Source organism: Bacillus sp. FJAT-29814 (assembly GCF_001510715.1).
Classification (GTDB): Bacteria; Bacillota; Bacilli; order Bacillales; family Cytobacillaceae; genus Neobacillus.
In genome coordinates this window covers 124,695-143,408 of record NZ_LMTJ01000001.1, presented here as the reverse complement: position 1 = coordinate 143,408, position 18,714 = coordinate 124,695, and the positions used below count along the sequence as shown (strand labels likewise).

22 protein-coding genes are annotated in these 18,714 nt (G+C 35.8%); 7 read left to right on the top strand and 15 right to left on the bottom strand.

Translation table 11 applies throughout. The annotated features are described in order from the left end of the window. The coding region (locus tag AR334_RS29800; protein WP_172799134.1) for a hypothetical protein at window positions 1-215 on the bottom strand (215 nt) is incomplete at its 3' end. 425 nt (window positions 216-640) lie between these two features. Between AR334_RS29800 and AR334_RS00720 the strand changes: the two genes are divergently transcribed. From AR334_RS00720 to AR334_RS00710, 3 genes are read left to right on the top strand one after another with little or no spacing between them, the layout of a single operon-like run. After that, a complete protein-coding gene (locus AR334_RS00720; RefSeq protein ID WP_082692712.1) occupies window positions 641-1,732 on the top strand; it encodes an endospore germination permease in 1,092 nt (363 codons plus the stop codon). Further along, on the top strand, window positions 1,722-3,170 hold the full coding sequence (locus AR334_RS00715; RefSeq protein ID WP_066303855.1) for a spore germination protein: 1,449 nt from the start codon (window positions 1,722-1,724) through the stop codon (window positions 3,168-3,170). Before AR334_RS00720 ends, AR334_RS00715 begins: the two co-directional genes overlap by 11 nt. Before the next feature lie 3 nt (window positions 3,171-3,173). Next, window positions 3,174-4,361: a Ger(x)C family spore germination protein gene (locus tag AR334_RS00710; protein WP_066303852.1), complete on the top strand. Its 1,188-nt coding sequence runs from the start codon at window positions 3,174-3,176 to the stop codon at window positions 4,359-4,361. A gap of 69 nt (window positions 4,362-4,430) precedes the next feature. Here the strand turns inward: AR334_RS00710 and AR334_RS00705 are convergent, their stop codons facing one another. The 5 genes from AR334_RS00705 to AR334_RS00690 all read right to left on the bottom strand — a co-directional run bounded on the left by AR334_RS00705 (window position 4,431) and on the right by AR334_RS00690 (window position 6,953). Continuing rightward, a complete protein-coding gene (locus tag AR334_RS00705) occupies window positions 4,431-5,048 on the bottom strand; it encodes a hypothetical protein (protein ID WP_066303851.1) in 618 nt (205 codons plus the stop codon). Then, window positions 5,015-5,149: a hypothetical protein gene (locus AR334_RS30545; RefSeq protein WP_301337143.1), complete on the bottom strand. Its 135-nt coding sequence runs from the start codon at window positions 5,147-5,149 to the stop codon at window positions 5,015-5,017. Before AR334_RS30545 ends, AR334_RS00705 begins: the two co-directional genes overlap by 34 nt. 68 nt (window positions 5,150-5,217) lie before the next feature. After that, complete coding sequence (locus tag AR334_RS00700) at window positions 5,218-5,580, bottom strand: epimerase (RefSeq protein ID WP_066303850.1); 363 nt, start codon at window positions 5,578-5,580, stop codon at window positions 5,218-5,220. Between the two features lie 147 nt (window positions 5,581-5,727). Continuing rightward, a complete protein-coding gene (locus AR334_RS00695; protein ID WP_066303846.1) occupies window positions 5,728-6,159 on the bottom strand; it encodes a hypothetical protein in 432 nt (143 codons plus the stop codon). Between the two features lie 296 nt (window positions 6,160-6,455). Beyond that, window positions 6,456-6,953, bottom strand: a complete 498-nt coding sequence (locus AR334_RS00690) for an ATP-binding protein (protein ID WP_066303842.1) — start codon at window positions 6,951-6,953, stop codon at window positions 6,456-6,458. 413 nt (window positions 6,954-7,366) lie between these two features. On the opposite strand from AR334_RS00690, the gene AR334_RS29265 reads away from it, so the two are divergent. Continuing rightward, window positions 7,367-7,528, top strand: a complete 162-nt coding sequence (locus AR334_RS29265; RefSeq protein ID WP_156431134.1) for a hypothetical protein — start codon at window positions 7,367-7,369, stop codon at window positions 7,526-7,528. A gap of 1,064 nt (window positions 7,529-8,592) precedes the next feature. Here the strand turns inward: AR334_RS29265 and AR334_RS00685 are convergent. The 3 genes from AR334_RS00685 to AR334_RS00675 form a co-directional block, all read right to left on the bottom strand. Then, complete coding sequence (locus tag AR334_RS00685; RefSeq protein WP_066303841.1) at window positions 8,593-9,726, bottom strand: aminotransferase class V-fold PLP-dependent enzyme; 1,134 nt, start codon at window positions 9,724-9,726, stop codon at window positions 8,593-8,595. 133 nt (window positions 9,727-9,859) lie between these two features. Continuing rightward, the gene (locus AR334_RS00680) at window positions 9,860-10,624 is read right to left on the bottom strand and encodes a hypothetical protein (protein WP_066303837.1); all 765 of its coding nucleotides are present in this window, start codon (window positions 10,622-10,624) and stop codon (window positions 9,860-9,862) included. After that, window positions 10,624-11,124 (bottom strand): RNA polymerase sigma factor, encoded by a 501-nt coding sequence (locus AR334_RS00675; protein ID WP_066303835.1) that lies wholly within the window; start codon window positions 11,122-11,124, stop codon window positions 10,624-10,626. Before AR334_RS00675 ends, AR334_RS00680 begins: the two co-directional genes overlap by 1 nt. A 394-nt stretch (window positions 11,125-11,518) precedes the next feature. Between AR334_RS00675 and AR334_RS00670 the strand changes: the two genes are divergently transcribed. Together AR334_RS00670 and AR334_RS00665 are read left to right on the top strand one after the other, a co-directional pair. Continuing rightward, window positions 11,519-11,713, top strand: coding sequence for a hypothetical protein (locus AR334_RS00670; protein WP_066303833.1), 195 nt, complete (start codon window positions 11,519-11,521; stop codon window positions 11,711-11,713). Then, complete coding sequence (locus AR334_RS00665) at window positions 11,713-11,910, top strand: YwbE family protein (protein WP_066303828.1); 198 nt, start codon at window positions 11,713-11,715, stop codon at window positions 11,908-11,910. Before AR334_RS00670 ends, AR334_RS00665 begins: the two co-directional genes overlap by 1 nt. 269 nt (window positions 11,911-12,179) lie before the next feature. Here the strand turns inward: AR334_RS00665 and AR334_RS00660 are convergent, their stop codons facing one another. The 4 genes from AR334_RS00660 to AR334_RS00645 form a co-directional block, all read right to left on the bottom strand. Next, window positions 12,180-12,599: a GNAT family N-acetyltransferase gene (locus AR334_RS00660; RefSeq protein ID WP_066303827.1), complete on the bottom strand. Its 420-nt coding sequence runs from the start codon at window positions 12,597-12,599 to the stop codon at window positions 12,180-12,182. 60 nt (window positions 12,600-12,659) lie between these two features. Beyond that, entirely contained in the window at window positions 12,660-12,854 is a 195-nt protein-coding gene (locus AR334_RS00655) for a hypothetical protein (RefSeq protein WP_066303826.1), read from the bottom strand. Window positions 12,855-13,453: 599 nt separating this feature from the next. Beyond that, entirely contained in the window at window positions 13,454-14,002 is a 549-nt protein-coding gene (locus AR334_RS00650) for an NADPH-dependent FMN reductase (RefSeq protein WP_066303813.1), read from the bottom strand. Window positions 14,003-14,031: 29 nt separating this feature from the next. Continuing rightward, the gene (locus tag AR334_RS00645; RefSeq protein ID WP_066303811.1) at window positions 14,032-14,946 is read right to left on the bottom strand and encodes an NADP-dependent oxidoreductase; all 915 of its coding nucleotides are present in this window, start codon (window positions 14,944-14,946) and stop codon (window positions 14,032-14,034) included. A gap of 335 nt (window positions 14,947-15,281) precedes the next feature. Here AR334_RS00645 and AR334_RS00640 point away from each other — a divergent pair, with 335 nt between their 5' ends. Then, window positions 15,282-16,199 (top strand): LysR family transcriptional regulator, encoded by a 918-nt coding sequence (locus AR334_RS00640; RefSeq protein WP_066303808.1) that lies wholly within the window; start codon window positions 15,282-15,284, stop codon window positions 16,197-16,199. Window positions 16,200-16,686: 487 nt separating this feature from the next. Here the strand turns inward: AR334_RS00640 and AR334_RS00635 are convergent, their stop codons facing one another. Continuing rightward, on the bottom strand, window positions 16,687-17,442 hold the full coding sequence (locus tag AR334_RS00635) for a bifunctional 2-polyprenyl-6-hydroxyphenol methylase/3-demethylubiquinol 3-O-methyltransferase UbiG (protein WP_066303807.1): 756 nt from the start codon (window positions 17,440-17,442) through the stop codon (window positions 16,687-16,689). 194 nt (window positions 17,443-17,636) lie between these two features. Beyond that, on the bottom strand, window positions 17,637-18,332 hold the full coding sequence (locus AR334_RS00630; RefSeq protein WP_066303805.1) for a hypothetical protein: 696 nt from the start codon (window positions 18,330-18,332) through the stop codon (window positions 17,637-17,639). Between the last annotated feature and the right edge of the window lie 382 nt (window positions 18,333-18,714).

Here is an 18,714-nt window from a genome sequence, read left to right as displayed (position 1 = left end):
ACAACCATGATTGGAACAATCATCACCCGCATTCTCATAATAACTGGAACAACCATGATTGGAACAATCATCACCCGCATTCCCATAATAACTGGAACAACCATGATTGGAACAATCATCACCCGCATTCTCATAATAACTGGAACAACCATGATTGGAACAATCATCACCCGCATTCTCATAATAACTGGAACAACCATGATTGGAACAATCATAACCCGTAATCACATAATAACTGGAACCATAATTGTAACAATCATAACCCGCATTCAAATAACAACAGACATGGGTAGTTTAACAAAGTAGTTTTAGATTAGATTCAGAATAAAAAACTATTAGATTAAGAAAACAAAGATAAAAAATATAGAAAACATCAAATTGTTTTATTACAAAATTTGATGATTGGAAATTAAAAGCCCTCTCATGGGCTTTATTTATTCATCATTTGCTTGATAAACGTTAATCAAAAGAAGAACCATTTTATTCCCCTTGGTAATGAGAACTTCTTCAGCTAAAACTGACTTTTACTTGACTAAGAAAAAGGCTTTACTCCATATAAAAGTAGAGCCCCCGTTCGCATAAAAACGCCGGATATGCAAACAATAAAAAAAATCATGCCCATACATTGGTTTGGGTGTAGGTGGTGAAGTGTTTGAACAAAACGAGAGCAAAGGAAGTTCTCTTTCTTTTTATCCTTTCGACCGGGTTATTGAATCATGTCATTATTATACCTGCCTTATTGGAAGCAGCAGGACGAGATGCCTGGATAAGTGTGGTTTGTGTGATTGGTCCTTATATTCTTTATTTATTACTCATTTTTTACATATCTAAAAATATAAAACAGAAAAGTCTCTTGAAATGGATCGAAGAAGAGTATGGGAAATTCACTCTAGTATTATTTTCTGTTCCCATGTTCCTATTATTATTTTCGGATACGTATATTACCCTTGTAGATACGTCCATTTGGGCAAAAACGTATTTTTTACCTGAAACACCCTACCTACTTATACTGTTGATTTTTATTTTCTCTTGTTTTTGGTTATCTACTAGAACCTTTAAGCAATTAACCCTAATGGCAACCATTGTCCTTCCTATTGTTGTGTTTTTAGGATTTTTTATTATGACCGCAAATTTCAAACACAAGGATTGGGAAAATTTATTCCCCTTATTTCTTAATGGGTATAAGCCGATGTTAAAAGGAATCCTGTATTCTTTTTCCGGCCTCATCGAAATATTTTTTCTCTTATTAGTGCAAAATCACTTAAAAAGTACTTTCAAGTTGAAACAAATTGTATTTCTTGGTTTGATCTTCGTTGGGTTAACTTTAGGACCGTTATCGGCCTCAATCATGGAGTTTGGACCCGTGGTTTCATCCAATTTAGGATATCCAGCATATGAGGAATGGAAGTTACTGCAGTTGGGGGATTTTATTTCTAGAATGGATTTTTTGGCAATGTTCCAGTGGATGAGTGGAGCATTGTTTCGAATAAGCCTTCTAATGTTTATTCTTTCAAGCTTTGTAAAAGAAAAGAGTAGAGTCAAATTCCTGTCTATATTTTATCTATTCTTACTTGGTGCAGCGCTCATACCCATTAGTAGGTTCCAGTTACATGGGCTTCTATATAATTACTTTTTACCGATAAGCTTGATAATTATTTTTTCCCTTTCAATTATTCTGTTTTTTTTAGTGCTTATTAATAAAAGAAAGGATCGCTCACAAAATGCAGGATAAATGGAACCAGCAAAAGCTAGACAACCCAATCATACCACTTTTACAAAAATCATTTAATCATTGTGAAGATATAGTATTTAAAAAAATCGACATGAAAGAATGCTCTATCACTCTGATCTACGGGGAATATCTAATTGATCCATCCTTTATTGACAAATATATTATGACTAAGCTGGACAATATCCCCTGCTTTCCCGAGGATATTGATGAGTATTTAATGAAAGAAATTCAATTGGAGAAGCTCACGTATTCAAAGGAAGAGGATATTCAGCTAAAAATCTTAAATGGATATATTTTAATTCATATAAATAATGTCCTGTTCGCTGCTTCCGCTAATAATGTCCCAAAGCGGACACCAGAAGAGCCCACTACGGAGCCGTCCATTCGCGGACCAAGGGATGGGTTTATTGAAGATTTAGGTAGTAATATTGCTTTAATCCGGAAACGGTTAAAATCGAATGAACTCAAAGTGGAAAAATTCCTTATAGGAAAGAGAAGCAATACGACCATAGCCATTTTATATATAAACGACATTATTAATAAGGATATACTCTCTACCATTCATAGCAAAATCAAAAAAATTGATTTAGATATAGTCAGTAGTATTCAACAAATTGAATCAGTGATTTCCGATCAACCCATCGCGCTTATCCCAACCTTTGATACGACTGGGAGGCCTGATTTTGCCGTGGAGTGTTTAAATCAAGGGAAATTTTTAATATTAATGGATGGGCAACCGACAGCATCGATTGCACCCGTTCAAATTGCCAATTTATTCAAGTCTCCAGAAGATGCCAATTTGAATTTTATATATGTTTCTTTTGAACGATTACTACGTTGTTTTTCGTTATTTATTTCTATTTTATTACCAGGAACATGGGTAGCACTCACCACCCATAATATTGAACAAATCCCATATTTACTTGTAGCAACCATTAGTGTCAATCGTTACGGAATCCCATTATCCAGTCCATTTGAGATGTTATTAATGCTTATCTTATTCGAATTATTCAATGAGGCCGGATTACGATTACCACGAGGAGCTGGCCAAACCGTTAGTGTATTAGGCGGCTTGATCATTGGGGATGCAGCCATTAGAGCGGGAATCACCTCCCCTCCCATCCTCATTATGGGAGCACTCACGTTTATTAGTGGGTTTACACTGGTTAATCAAACTCTCTCAACTAGCGTGACTCTGTTTCGCTTTTTTATCTTTTTCCTTGGTGCCATGTTTGGGATTTTTGGAGTGGTATTAGGATTCTTGCTCATCATATCCTATCTGGTTTCTTTAACATCCATAGGCGTTCCGTTTTTGTCGATGGCATACCCATTTACTTTTTCAAATGTCATCCGTTCATTTTTGAAGGAACCATGGAAATTATACAAAACAAGGGGCAGTTTAGCTTCGCCAGAAGATAGAACGCGTCAGGAGGAATAACAGATGATAGCAAGATCAGCCATCTTCATTGTAATTTTCAGTCTGTTCCTGACAGGCTGTTACGGACAGAAGAATATTCAAGATCTTACCTATGTTGTTGCCTTCGGTATTGATTATGATGATAAAAAGGATGAAATGAGGATTATAGCCCTGGCTTTAGATTTCACAAATGTGGCCAAACAAGAAGGTGCGAAATCCCTTCCCCCTCCACCCGAATGGATTGGCGAAGGAAAAGGAAAAACAGTGGAAGAAGCCATCTCTAAGTTATATGAGGACAGCCAGCCCGACTTGTTTCTGCAGCATGTTAAAGCCATTATTATTACCGAAAATGCGCTTACCCATAAATTTAAAGAGATTAATGAGAGTGTAGGGAGAAGTAATTTTTTTCGATTTTCCGTTTTTATGTTCTCAACCAATGAATCACTTGATGACATTTTTAAAACAAAAGCCCTGTTTTTTTATCCCCAAATATTCACGGTATATATTAAACCGCGGAAAGAAGAAGGGGAATCCAACATGTTATCACCAAAAAGCTACAGAGAATTTTTATCGGAATACTTTGAACCAGTAGGAGCAACGTATCTTCCCTCTTTAGGGATTTATCACAATGCATGGGTACAAGACAATAAAAAATATCCACTTGTGCAAATCAATGGAGCCCATTTCTTTGAAAATCAAAACTATCAAGGACACCTATCAATACATGACATCCAAGGAATGAAATGGGAAAATGAGGAAAAAAAGAAGAAAACCTATATTCTCGAAAATCCGTCTCAGAAAAGAACAGTAGTTAGAATATCAACATCCAACCTTACCATTCATACCACAGACCCAACCAAACCATCATTTCAACTACGTGTAAAAGGAACGGCAGAAATATTAGAAAATGTAAACAATCTTTCTGAAAAAGAAATAGAAAACAAAATGGAGAAGTTGATTCGAGAAGAAATAAAGAATACGTATGTAAATGGCCTCAAAATTCACTCAGACCTATTTAGACTCGGTACAAACTGGTTTCGCTTTTATAAAGAAGATTATCAGAAGTTCACGAGAAAACATCCTGGAAACTACTATTTAAAAAAGGATTCCCTCCAAGATATAAAGGTAACGGTCCATATACGAACATCTGATAATTATAAAAGTAAAACCCATTCGAAAATTTATGATACCAAATCAATCTATGGAAAATGAGGGTAGCCACGGGGCGGTTCTCGCGGCTTTTTCAGTCAATCTGAACCGTTCGGGAGCTGCCCCTTCGACCTAGAACAGGAACTTCCCCACACTGATTAAACTACTTAAAATACCTATTCCATTCATCGTGCCTTTTCCCATTTTAAATATGCCATCAAATATTCCCGGCTCGCCACTTCCTCCGTTATTCCCCCATCCCATGGGATTTACTTGTCCCCCCCAGGCCGCAGGATTTCCAAAACCTCCGAAGTTCGCAGGCTTCCCATTGGCACCAAAGGCAAAAGGATTGAAGAACGGTGGCTGTATAGCGGCGAGATGTCCTTGAGGGTACATCCCCTGATGGTTGACCGCTTGTTGTGCCCAAAGGAAGGGTTGATTTTGGGGATTGACACCCACCTGGCCGGGGAATGGAGCCCCACTAGTCGGATGTCCTTGTGTCATCAGCCCTGAATGATGAATTGGTTGCATCGACTGTTTATGGGGGGTCAACCCTGCATGGCTAGCTATTGGAGCCCCGCATAGAGGCTGTCCTTCTGCGAACATCCCAGCTTGGTTCATCGGTTGCGCCCAGGAAGTGAACTGTCCTTTAGTCGCAATCCATTGATGATTGGGAAGCTGCGGCCAAATGACAGGCTGCTCTTGCGACTCCCAATCTACCTGGTCAACGAGCGGCAGTGAATTCCCCATTTTTTTTGAGACGCGGAACCCGCATGGTCAACAGGCTGCGGCCAGTTGTTGGCAGGCTCCACCTTCGACTCCCATTCGTCCTGGTCAACGATCTGTATCAAGTTCCCCTCATTGTGTCCATGAGGTGTAACGTTTTCAATTTCAACCTGTGTGATCCAAGCGGAAGACTCTATTTGTTCTTACTACTGAAACGGGAAATCCAACCGTCTTCCGTATAGAGTTCTCCTGCTAATCCGTCACTAATTTCTTTTATACTTATTTGTTTGCTATCTCCGTTTGCAACAATATCTATCAACTCATTTTGTTCAAATGTCCATAATAAGTGATGTAAAGTTGTATCAACAATTTTAGGAACTAAATCATTAAACAATTCACTTTGACCGCTTGAAGAAATTTGTTTATATAATCTTTGGCTTTCTTCACTTTTCAACTCGCCGTGGATAGTCTTTTCCCACTGTTCAATCGCTTCGTCTCGAACTCTTTTTATCAGAATTTCACCAAATACATCAAGCAACATATTTTTATCCTTCATCTATACTTTCCCCTCATTTTTTAAAATTTTTATCACATTTTACCAAAATCCCTTCTTCAAGTAACCTGCCCGTTAGTACAAAAAGAAAGAGGGAACGCCGCAGCATCCCCATCATTAACTCTTGCCCCCGTTACTTCAATAAGAAAATTAGTTATTTCCTGATATTGTCCCAAAAGATGTTTCATTACCATTATTAAAAAGTTTAATATCCTTATAGCGTTTATCTATATTCACTTTATAGAAAAGCTCGTGTTCTAATGATGAATTTGAATAATCAGATGTTTCATCACTCTTATATAATAAGTTTAATTTGTCATTTTCGCTTTCAATATCAAAGCCAGTAAAGTAGACAGCTTTTTCATCTTGAATAACATTTGACCCATTTAAGTATACAAATACAGCGTTATTCTTTTTATCAAGGTAAAGATGAACTCCATTTTCTTCTTTAACACCTTGAAAAAATGTTTGAATATCTTTGCTGATACTCTCTTGACTTACTTCTAAGAAGGACAAAGATGAGTTTGCATTACATCCTGATAATGTAACAATACTCAACAGTATTATCAATATATTTTTCAATATAATCCCCCTTTATTTTACTTTCATTATCCCCACTTTATGGTGTATATTCTTCATCCAACTTTCATATACCTTCTTCCACTAACCTGCATCGTTACTTCAATAAAGTTCAACAAAAAGAATCGTTAATCCTTCTTGGATCAAAGACCCCGTTTGTTTAAGTGTACCAATTCACAAAGTTACATCGATTCTAACATATATACATTGAAACTTTTCTTACTCACATTTCCTTTATTATCATATAAAGCACCTCCCAGAACAAAAGGTACTCTATACACAAGAATCATTGACTCTTGTTATTCTTTTCCGCTAAACTCTAAAATATTTAAACCCTCGAATGCCTCTGGTGCTTCAAAAAAACTAGTAACATGATTAAACACCGCTTCAGTGTCAAAAGCTGCTCTTTCGGGTTGTTCGTCACGCCTTTGTGCAATTTGACGTAAGCATTGCTCGTTATTTAGATTAAGGAAAATTAGTTGATGGCTTGCATTGACCTCTGACGCGATATCCAACAACCACTTCCGCTGTTTTTGAGTGTTGCCCGGAAAATCCATTACTACATCTATACCGACACTTAATATGTTTTGGACATGCTTTTTCACTAAGGGTTTGAGCTGAACTGAGAATTTGAGATAGTCATCAAATGATGTAATCTGATTGGGATAAAGAGATGAAAGCCATTCATCCTCAGACAACAGTACCGCCTGTTTTTCTATCGCTATTTGTTTTGATTTAGTTGATTTTCCAGCTCCCATTTTTCCACAGAAAAAGTATAGCGTCCCCAATTGTTTCATATTTTTTAACCCCCCTCGATTATTTTAGTTTAAACTTTTTACTTTGTTCATTCCGATAGACATTTTCTCTAATTAATAGTTAGACGTTAAGATTTACCAATTTACTTATTATACCATTTTCATATATATTCCTTCTTTAACAAAGCTCGTTAGTCGAATAAGAAACAATGTTTATATTGCGAATTTAGTTAATCTAAATTACTAATTATGGAACACATGAACAATGGGTGTATGGTAATGGTAATTACCTATACTTTGATGAGGGTATTTTAACTTCAATTCAAAATTAATTACTATTTTGGAGTGGCTTTATATGTCACTCTTTTTACCTTTCTTTTTTCCCAATAGACATTTGAAATGGATATATGGTAAGATTCAGAAAATTAGGTAAATTATGATTAGGAGTGTTCTAGATGAAAAGGATACCTGTTATCTATAAAGGAAAAGAATATTTCTTACTTATTCAGTATGCATCTGGTTACTGTGAAATTGTGGAGGATGAAGAAAATACTTATAATCGTGTGAAACTGGTACATTTTTCTGAAATAACATATAAACAGTTGCAAGAAAATTAAAAATTGCTCATTGTATTTACATACTTAATTCGGATTCATGAACTAAAATAATTTCACCTAGACAACTAATTTCATAGAATCCGTTTCCATAGTTCCAAATGACTTCGCAGTTTAAATTTTTATATAAAACTTCTTTATTCAAAATAAGCAATTCCTTCCTTATATTTAAAATCACACAATATTCATTTTAACAAATTTTTCAGTTTCTTTTAAGAATATCTTTTCGACATTAGAAAGATTTTTTATACCAAAGCATATTATGATAAATAAAAAAATGTTAAAGGAGTGGCTGAACTGCTACTCTTTTTTTAAATTAAAATGCTCTGTTAAAGTTTAATGTTGAAATAAGGTGAAAAAATACCACTTCCAATTATATGGTAGTGGTAATTCGTAGTATAGTCTTATTCAACTATAGCCCCCGTTAAAGAAGGTCTATTAATTTTCATCTTTTTTATATGCTTATTTCAATCTATTATAAAACTAAAATAATGACCTAATAGATAGGAAAATACATATTACAGAAACAGCATAGAAGAGTAAAGCCGTTTTAAAATTCCTCCTAAATTTAATAGCATAAGCACAAAAGAAGATAGCCGCAGCTAATTTGGAACAACTTCGTAAATAAGGATGATTTGAAAAAAATGAATTGCTTAAAATAATTGAAGCAAGGAAAGTTATAGAAATTAGTATTTTGAACCACAAAGGTTCATTCAGGAACATTTTAATCATAAATTTTATCCGTTGCATGAGGGTACAACTCCCTTTAATCTTACTAAGTACGACACAAGTAATAGAGCTATACCAATAACCATTAATCCGTAATCCATCTTTACCCCTCCCAAAACATAATTATTTTTTGTTACCCTTTATACTACATAGAAAGGAAAAGGTTTCCTTTCTTCCACTAACCTGCTCCGTTACTTTAATAAGAAGAACTACTCCTTATTGAAGTAAAGCACCCGTTCGATAAAAGAGTTGTCTAAGCAATCCATGTTCCGCTAAAGCACCCTATAATGGAATAACAAAGCAATCCTTAATTCAGGTTTGTTTGAGTAAGTTTTTGCTTAATCCCCATTTGTTAAGATTACAAGCTCATCTATTGCACATTTTATCTCATCTTTAATGTTATAGAAATGAGGGGCAATTCTTATTACATCTTTTCTTGCAGAAACAATAATTTTTTTGTCTCTTAACATGGCTTCCACTTTCGATGCATTTGCAACATGAAAAGACATCAGGCTCGTCCTATTATCAGTAGATAATGGTCCAATGAGATGTAAACCTTTTTCTTTTCCATAATGTATGGTGAATTGGGTTAGCTCTTTTAAATGGGTTTCAATATAACTTATCCCAACCTCAAGTAGCAATTTTAGTGCCTCATAAGCCGCATAAACACTTATAAAAGAAGGTGTACCTGTTTCAAATCGACGAGCCCCCATTGCAAAAACAGGATTATGAATGTTAAATGAAGATGCTTGTTCTTGTCCCAGCCATCCAGTAACTCTTGGTTTTAATTGCTCTGCTAGTTCTTTTTTTATATACAAAAACGCTACGCCAGGAATTCCTAGCATATATTTACGAGTTCCCGTTGCTAATATATCAATCTCCATCTCTTTCACATCAATCGGAATATGTCCTGCTGATTGGTAAGCATCGACGAATAAAAGTGAGCCTTTTCTATGAGCAATAGCAGCAATCTCTCTAATGTTTTGCTTATATCCATTGTAATAATTAACATGGGGAATACACGTAATAAGCGTATCAGTGGTTATTTCCTTTTCATACTGTTCTAGGGGTATTTCGCCATTGGAAGAACGAATTACGGAAATATTATCCTTAAATGGTTCTTGTGCAAACCATATATGACCGACAGTTGGAAAATCTATATCCGTAAATATGATTTTATTTTTCTCTTGCTGATAAGGAAGGGAAGTTGCAATAGCAGAAATAGCATCAGAAACAGAACATAATACAGCAACCTCATCTGTTTCGGCTCCAATAAGTTCAGCAAATTTCATCCTAGTCTCATCTACTTTACTTATCGCTTCATTCCAATTACTCCCTAACAGAAGTAGGCTATTATGATATTCCTCAATAGCTTTTGAAACAGACTTTGCCAATGCACCTTGGGAACAACTAGCTAGATGTGTGTGGGTAGCTAATGTAGGAAATAATGAGCGATAAAAATCATGATTCAATTCTATTCCTCCCCCTTTTCTTCACATCAAATAATTCTGTCTGTAAATTTTAAAATCCTTCTTCCACTATACTGCCAGTTAGCTCAATAACAAAAAAGCGGAAGACAAACATACAATCTTCCACTTTGAGTCCTCAGTTGTTGATTACACCAATTACATAGCCTTCATACAGATTTTGAACGTCGTTTCCCCAATTAAGACCGACATTCGCCAATAACTCAACGTTTTCAGCTGGAAACTTTCCTGACCTCGATCCGGAATTAATCATTTCCGTTTCAATTTTCTTTGGCTGCGGATCATATACTGCTTCCGTTTTATTGACTTTCGTAATTAAATAGTTAATAGGGTCAATTTCTACAAACATTTGTAGGAGAACCTTACCCTTTTTTGTTTGAATTTGACGAAAAAACAGCTTTTCCTTATCGTGACCAATTGATTCACCGTAAGTGTACAAGGCTTTCCCAGATTCTTTATCCTTGATGTCAACAAAGATGTACTTGTCTGTGGTTCTCTTCGTGATTCTTACATCTTGTTTTTGAAAGGGAATCTCCACATAAAGATCGTTTATAGCCACTTGGTGAACAGTTAATCCGGGAGGATCTATGTATTTGGATACTATTCCTGGCTGTGATTGAGTACTGTGTTCTGGTATACTTCCTGGACTAGAATTCTTATCAGGAATTTGATTAAAGGTCAGAACTGATATAAGGATTATTGCCGCTATTGTTACCGCACCTAAATATAATTTTTTCATAGCATTCTCCCACTTTTTTTGTTTATTGTATTTATTTGAGAAAATATGAATGTGATTAAGCATTTGCTCCTGCTTTTCAGTTGTCAGGACGGGGTGGGGGAGTTCTTTTAACTTTTGCTGAATTTCAGCGTGTTTCTCCGACATTACATAAACCTCCCTTTATCATTTTGTAAAGCCTTTATTGCCCGATGGTAGGAGAGCCTGACCTTCTCTTCTTTCCAGTTTAAAATCTCAGCTGTTTCCTTGATTGACAGGTCTTTTATCCCACGTAGAACAATCACATCCCGATAATTCCTATTTAATTTCTGAATAGCTTGGAACAATTGTTGATTTGTTTCATTTAGTTCAAGAATCTTTTCGGGAGTTTGATCGTCAAACGGCCGTTGTTTTTCTTTTAAAAGTAGGTTTTTGATTCTTCTTCTTTGTTTTCTTCGAATTTCATCAATGGCCAAATTCCTAGCGATACTAAAAAGCCAAGTTTTGGGGGTGGAGCTATCCTGAAATGAATCTTCATTTTTTATGGCTCTGATAAAAACCTCTTGGACCAAATCCTCTACATCAACCGAGCCCAAGTAATAAATCAAAAACTGATAGACATCATTGCTGTATTGGTAAAACCAATCACTTATCCTGCTGTTGGACATTTTTCTAAACTCCCCACTTCTTTAACTACTCATTAGTCGAACAACTCGCTCATTTGTTTCATCTCTTTTTAATTTCGGCGAAAATAAAAATGAGAATTGCCTAACTAATCACTGATAGCCAGCCATTATCCCAACGCATTTTACATATCCATTGTTTTCTCCGCATCACTTGTATAATTCTTTTTTAACTAATCTGCCCCGTTAGTCGAATAAGGAAATAGTTTCTGAACCACTCATTAGACTTTATATTTTTCATTTCTTCCTACTTCGAATCGTAACAATGATTTAAATTATTTAACATAGAAAACCATAATTTTCTTTCGATGTTCTTTCACAAAAAAACGAAAATAGACTATAATGGACTAACCATCATATTCAAAAAGGAGAAATTCCTATGACTGAAAATAATCAATCCGAAGCACAAAAAAAGAAAATCAGCCTACAAGAGGCAATGAAGCAGCAGCTTGAAAACAAAAAGAACCAGACATACTCTGATAAAGGAAAAGCGAATGCCGACCTTTCAACAAAAAAAATGAAAAGCCAGCAAACGAAAAAGCCAAGCAATACCCGCAGAAAAATGGGTGTATAATGAACGGACAAAATCGGAAAGACGTATTACCAGGCATAGCTGTTGATATTGTTTTAAAAAAGGATCAAAAAACGGGAAAGCTTACCAGGGGCATCGTGAAAGATATTCTCACCAAATCAAGCACCCATCCCCACGGTATCAAAGTCAGACTTACAAATGGACAGATTGGACGCATACAGGAAATTCACTTTAAATAAAAGTTGAGAAAAGCATTCAAGGATCAGTTCTCTGAATGCTTTTTTAATTATTATTTTTGAGAGGAACCTCATTTTTTACATTATCTGACTACAATTAGCTCATTTCTATCACCATAAAAATCACAACAAATATCCCTAATTCAACCTTTTTTCATTTTATTAGAAATTTATTTCTCCAATCTTAAACATTATTCTTCAAGTATCCTGCCCTTTCAATAAAAAATGGCTACAAGCCTGATCTTTAATTCTCGCATCCGTTGAACAAGAACTTATTTAGATTTAAAGTAAATTATCTCAGGATCACCTTCATCTAAATTTTCAACATATCCACTTTTGATGAATCCATTTGCTTTAAAAACTTCTTGCATTCTTATATTTGATGTATTGGTTGAGGAAAAAATTTTCTTTGTTGGGGAAATGTTTATTAAATACTCAATAAGTGATGTAGCGTATCCTTTTCGTCTTTCAGTTGGTTTAGTAATTATCAGTGAAATGAAGTTACAGTCAAAGAAATGTGTATCAAATATTAAAAAACCAACGATAAGATCCTTATCATTAGCAATTATACATCTCTCTTCTTCAATGGATTTCTTAATAAATTCACATCTGCTAATGTTACCGATTACTTCTTCATCAATTTTTACTATATCATCTAAATCAATTAATTGAGCCATTTTTAGGGATTCAATAAAGTAGCCTCCTTAACTTTTTAGATTCCTAAATTCGCTACTATATAAAACAAGTCCTTCTTACACTGCCTTTCCTCTATCACCAAATTCAACAGCTTTTCTGTCCCAATTAATTGTTTCAAAATCATTTACCTTAACAAAATCAGGAATACCTTTGGGTAAAATTATCCTACTTTCAACTGTTACAGTTGTTGAGCACCCTACAACCCAAAAAGACATACACAAGAAAATAAATACCATAGACCTTATTTTCAAAAAATCCCCCCTAAAACAAGACATATATTACTTATATTGTCAATTATACCGAATTTACACTGTGTTTCTTAAACTAAACTGCCAGTTATCTTAATAACTTTAACAAAAAAAGCGTTAATCTTTCTTCGATTAACGCCCCTTTTAGCGACACATTGCTTTTATTCGTATAGACCTCTGAAGATTAAATTCGCGGTCACTGGTTCCCGTCCAAGTTCTCGCGCCCTATTGCTGAAAATCTCGTTATTAAAGAGAAGCATCCGTTATTTGAATAATAAGCTCCATGTTTGATTATTTGATAATAAACAAACTATCCTGTTGTTTATACAGGTTTAAAATGAAGTTTGATGAAAATATACCCTCAAACCCCAATTTAGCAAAAATCAGAGCCTGCTTTTGAAAAAAAGATTGATCAAAACAGGCTCTTAATATATTTTTTATGCCAGAAAATTCTTATGAAAAAGTTTGATTATTTTATACTTCTGTGCTTCTATTAAGGACCCAATTCTATACTAGCAGGAGCATTAAGTTATTCAAAACTTGCGCCCAATTGCCTACAAAGAAAGACATATTTTTAACATGCTCTACTATGTTCAGTGTAGCTATAATTTCCTTACTGTTTTTAGAGCCCGGCTCCATAATAGGATTTGATCTAACATCTTGGCGACATAATTAGTATGATAGTCAGCAGGTTTAAACACTTTAGATTTTGTGAAATCGGTAAAAATGGATAAGGTTGGATGGGCGCTAACTGTCGCGACTGATAATTCCCCTAGGATTCCGCGTAAATGCTCAGCGGCACGAGCCCCGCCTGTAGAACCATAACTTACTATTCCTGCTGCTTTATTGTTCCATTCTTCATATGCTGAATCGAGTGCATTTTTCAATGCTCCGGTTATACTGTGATTGTACTCTTGAACGATAAAGACGAATCCATCCATGCTGGAAAGCTTTGTTTTCCAGGCAATGATCCCTCGTTCTTTCCCCGTTCCCGTTCCTAAAAATGGCAAATTATAGTCGACTATATCGAGAATTTCATAATTAACGTCCTCATGTTGCTGAGCTATTTCTTTTACCCATTTTCCGACTTGTGGGCTTACACGACCTTGACGTGTGCTTCCTAAAATAATGCCAATATTTATTTTTTTCATATTACTCCTCCTCGTATCGTATTAACTTTCTAATCCACAGTGAGGACAATTTTCCCTCGAACGTGACCGGTCTCTACAGCTCTGTGAGCATTTGCAGCTTGGTGTAATGGAAATATTTGTGAAATGACAACACGAAGCAGCCCTTGTTCGTACATCTTGGTGAGTTCGGATAACCTTGATACGCTTCGCTTACTACGGATCGGAATGGTTCCAAGCTCTTCTGAAAGATCGAAAGCAACGATTTTACCGATCCGTTTTTTGTCGTGTACAAGTTCTACAGAGGCTCGTAGGGCTTCCTCGCCTGCTGCATCAAGGGCAACATCGACCCCTTTAGGTGCAAGTTCGCGTACTCGTTCAACAAGTCCCTCTCCATATGAGACTGGAATAGCTCCTAATGAGCGCAGGTAGTCATGGTTACGTGGGCTTGCAGTACCTATCACAGTTGCACCCCATGCTCGTGCTAATTGAACGGCGAACGTTCCAACTCCTCCTGCAGCTGCGTTTATAAGTACGGTGTCTCCTTTACTGATTCCGAGTTCCTGCAGTGCCGTATGAGCAGTCTGCCCTGAAGCGGTGAGTACACCAGCTTCTTCCCATGGCATATTTTTAGGCTTTCTAACGAGTTGAGATGTTGGGACGACCACATATTCAGCATAGCTAAATAGAAGAGACCAACCAATAACTTCATTGCCAACAGAAAAGCTCTCAACCCCATCACCAACCACGTCGATGATACCAGCAAATTCATTTCCTAGTATTTGAGGGTATCGGATTTCCACTCCTGGTGGACTAAAACCTTGCCCTCGAATCGCACAGTCAGCGGGCTGTACGCCGGCTGCTTTTACTTTTACTCGAACTTGCCCAATCCCCGGAACAGGAGGATCAAATTCCATTATTTGCAATACGTTCGGTGTTCCTGGTGAATGAAAAGCTACTGCCTTCATTTTCATCAGCTCCTTAAATTTTTTTATGTTAATTTTGTTGATAACTCAATGGTGTTCTATATCCAAATCTAATGATGTAAATCAAGATCAAGCCTACATATGAAAGCGAGAGAATCAAATAAAGATTGCTATAAATTAGTTCGATTGTTGATTCTATCACGTTTGTAGGTACTGTTCCCCATGTATCACTTCACCTAACTGTTTACCTCCTCCCATGTATAGCAGTACTGTTGTTGGCTAGCTACCTTCATTATATAATTGAAAATAGATAATCAAAAATACATGTTTTGCTATATGTGCATATACTGAATGTAATGAATAGGAGGGAAAACTGGATGGAACTTCTACAACTTAAGTATTTTTTAACCGTGGCTAAATTAGAACATATGACTAGAGCCGCACAAGAACTTCATATCGCCCAACCTGCCTTAAGTAGAACGATTCAGCGCTTGGAAGAGGACTTAGGGGTACCATTGTTTGATCGTAAAGCAAGGCAAATTCGTTTGAATCCTTTTGGAAAGGCATTTGAAGCAAAAGTGAAGGCCGCAATCCATTTGCTCGAAGAGGGGTGTCGAGAAGTAGAAGATCTATCAGGCTTAAAACAAGGTCGTATTTACCTGGCAGTTATGAATATGGAACAGGTTAGAGAACCTTTGCAGAACTTTTTGGCTGAACATCCAGAGGTTAATTTCCGGATGTTTCAATCGTCTATGGAGGATTTTGAGAACATAGAAACAAACCATGAGGTAGACTTCTATTTAACTTCGTTTTCGATTCAACAAGAAGGATTCAGTGAAATTCCATTGGTAAAGGAAAAGCTCTATCTCGCTGTGCCGCACGGACATAAATATGCAAACAGCAAAGCAATTAACCTTAGTGAAGTATCAGCTGAACCTTTTGTTGGATACAAAGAAAATTCTCCTTTACGGATTATGAATGATGACCTTTGTGATAAAGCGGGTTTTCGTCCGAAGATGGTGTGTGAAACAGAAGATCCAGCTAGTATCGTAGAACTTGTTCGTTCTGGATTTGGTGTTTCCATTGTCGGTGGCTGTAAAAGTGGAGAGGAGCTGAACTTAGTGAAACTGCCAATCGAAGATCCTGCAGGTGAAAGGATTTTTCGGATAGCCTGGCAGAAAGATCGTTATTTATCACAGGCAGCGATTGCATTTCGAGATTTTATCGTCACCTATTTCAGGGATGAAGAACACACAGTAGGAAGCGAGGGTAGGAAAGCATTGAAGTTACGATAGAAGATGACCTATTAGGGCTCGCGTCAGAAAATGCCATTATTTAAAAGCCCAATTTATTGAATATGAGAAATTGGGCTTTTTGTTACTTCACAAGTCAGGCCTGATTGTTGAACACAAGTTAAACAACACTCTTTAACTATACTGCCCGTTCAATAAAAAAGGCTGCCGTATTGACAGCCCGATCTTTAACTCTTGCACCCGATAGTTGAACAAGAAAAATTACTCCAAATACTCATCATTTAGATTTGCATTTGAATACCTTGCCATTCCAGTTTTCAGCTTTTTTAATCCAAGTTTTCGATAAAATCCCTCATTACCAGTTGTTGATATTAAATGTAAACAAGAAATATTACTTAATTTATAAAGTAAAAACCCCCTAATTTTTTTAGCAATTTACGCCCCCATATAAATGGCATACCATAGTTTATAAATTTTATCATAATTTCCGCATCTCTTATTGAACTAAACTGCCAACTCAAAAGGAGGATCATTCTTTAATGCATTTGATAATCATAGTAGTCGGAAATTTCCTTGCCTTGTATAGAGAATAATAACGATTAGATATTTCTTCACCAACTGTTTCAAATTCAGTTGAAACATCACTTTCTATGACAGACTCAATTGTAAAACCTGCTCTTATTAGCTCATTTATGTAAGTCGCCATCTTTCTTTTAGGAATTACAACTGGTGCATCTTCTCCCTTAAAGTTGGAATATCTAATAACCCCTTCATCTTGATAAGAACCAATAAGATAGATTTGACCGTTCTGACTTTTTAAATGAGCGTAGAGAGGATGATCCCAACTAAATATAAAGTATCCACCAGGCTTCAGATAAGAATGGATAAGCCTAAAAGTAGCAGCAAGATCTGTCGTCCATCCAATAGCATATATCGAATAAACCACGTCAAAGTATTGCTTAGGTATCCCAATGTCTTCTTCCATCGGAGCACAGAATAAATTGACTTTTACATCCTTAATAGTATCTTTTGCTGCTTTAATTTGAGCTTCCGATAAATCAATACCCCAAAGTTCACTGGCACCTTTATCTGCCATATATCTCAATGAATGACCGCTTCCACAACCAATATCAAGAACTTTTTTATTTTTTATTTCATCAAAGAGTCCTATCTCGTCTTCAGTTTGTGCAAAAGGACCATAACTAGGTAATGCATCCTTCCCATTAAAATGATGTGCTACTTTATCCCAGCTTTTTTTGTTTTGTTTAAGAATTTCAGTGGACAATCAACTTCCCCCATTTATTAACTTCATATATTAACGCCTCATTTATTAACTCAATTTGTAATTGACAACCACATTTTTTAAAAATATTTTTCACAATCCTGGTAATTTTCGGATAATAGTAACCACTTAAACGTTTTTATTTAATAACCCCTATTACTCTGCCTTGTAAGAAATAAGTAACATATGCCATCTCATTATTTAAGTATAAATTTTCTTTTCCCATTATCATTCTGCAATTTAAATAATGTTGGTTTACTAACGAAGCGCTCTAGAAGTTCATAGGCCCTATCATCCGTTATTTCATCAGGAATAGTAATACCGCTAAATGACGTAGATGAAATTAATGTATGAAAATCATATCTGAACTCGTAATCACCTGTATAAACGAGAGCCACCTTACCCTTCCAATCAATTTGATAAGACTGGTCTTCTACCTTAGTAAACTTAATATTATGAAAGGCTGTTGCATCGTGACCGAGCAAATAAACATCAAATGCAGTCAAATCTAGATCCAAGTTTTCCTGTTTATCCTTGGATAAATAGTCAATTGCATATTCCTTCCCATCTAGTGTTTCTAAGTCAAATGGTGCCTCATCACTTCCTACACGAAAACCTTTATTATCCCAGTATTGAGATGACATGGTACAACTATGATAGTTGCCCCATACAATCTTAGCGTGCCAATCGTCTACTCCTTCGTATTCTTCGCTTTCAGCCTCATCTAAATCTTCTTCATAATATTCCGCAGTCTTCAGATGTAAATCAAAATACAATCCTGTTCTTTCTTTCAATTCTTCCTCTTCTTCATATTTAAAATGTGCACTCCACTTAAAGTTGATGATTCGATGACCATTAGACCAAGGGTTATCTACAAAATAAATTCGATCCAAAATAATACGCTCCCTATCATAATAGTAATTGGTCTATCCTACCTTGTGTCCTCTTATTAAACTACTACGCAACTTAAATTAAACAACTAACTTTCCTACAAAGATCCAATTGACTTATTAATGTAACTGCTTCGTTAGCTTAATAAGAAAAAGCTGCCAGAAAGACAGCTGTTTTTTGCAATCGCCCTCATAGCTCTATTTCGACTAACTGCTTCACCAAATGTTTCCTATTAAGCGAATGATCATTCTTGGTATAAACATTAAGATATTCCAAACCACTTCAAATATAAACTCAATTAGGGTATCTTTAAAAAAGCCGTCTTTATTTCTTTTATGATTTCTCATCATCTAACTCCCAATTAATCAATCGTTGTTTAACTAT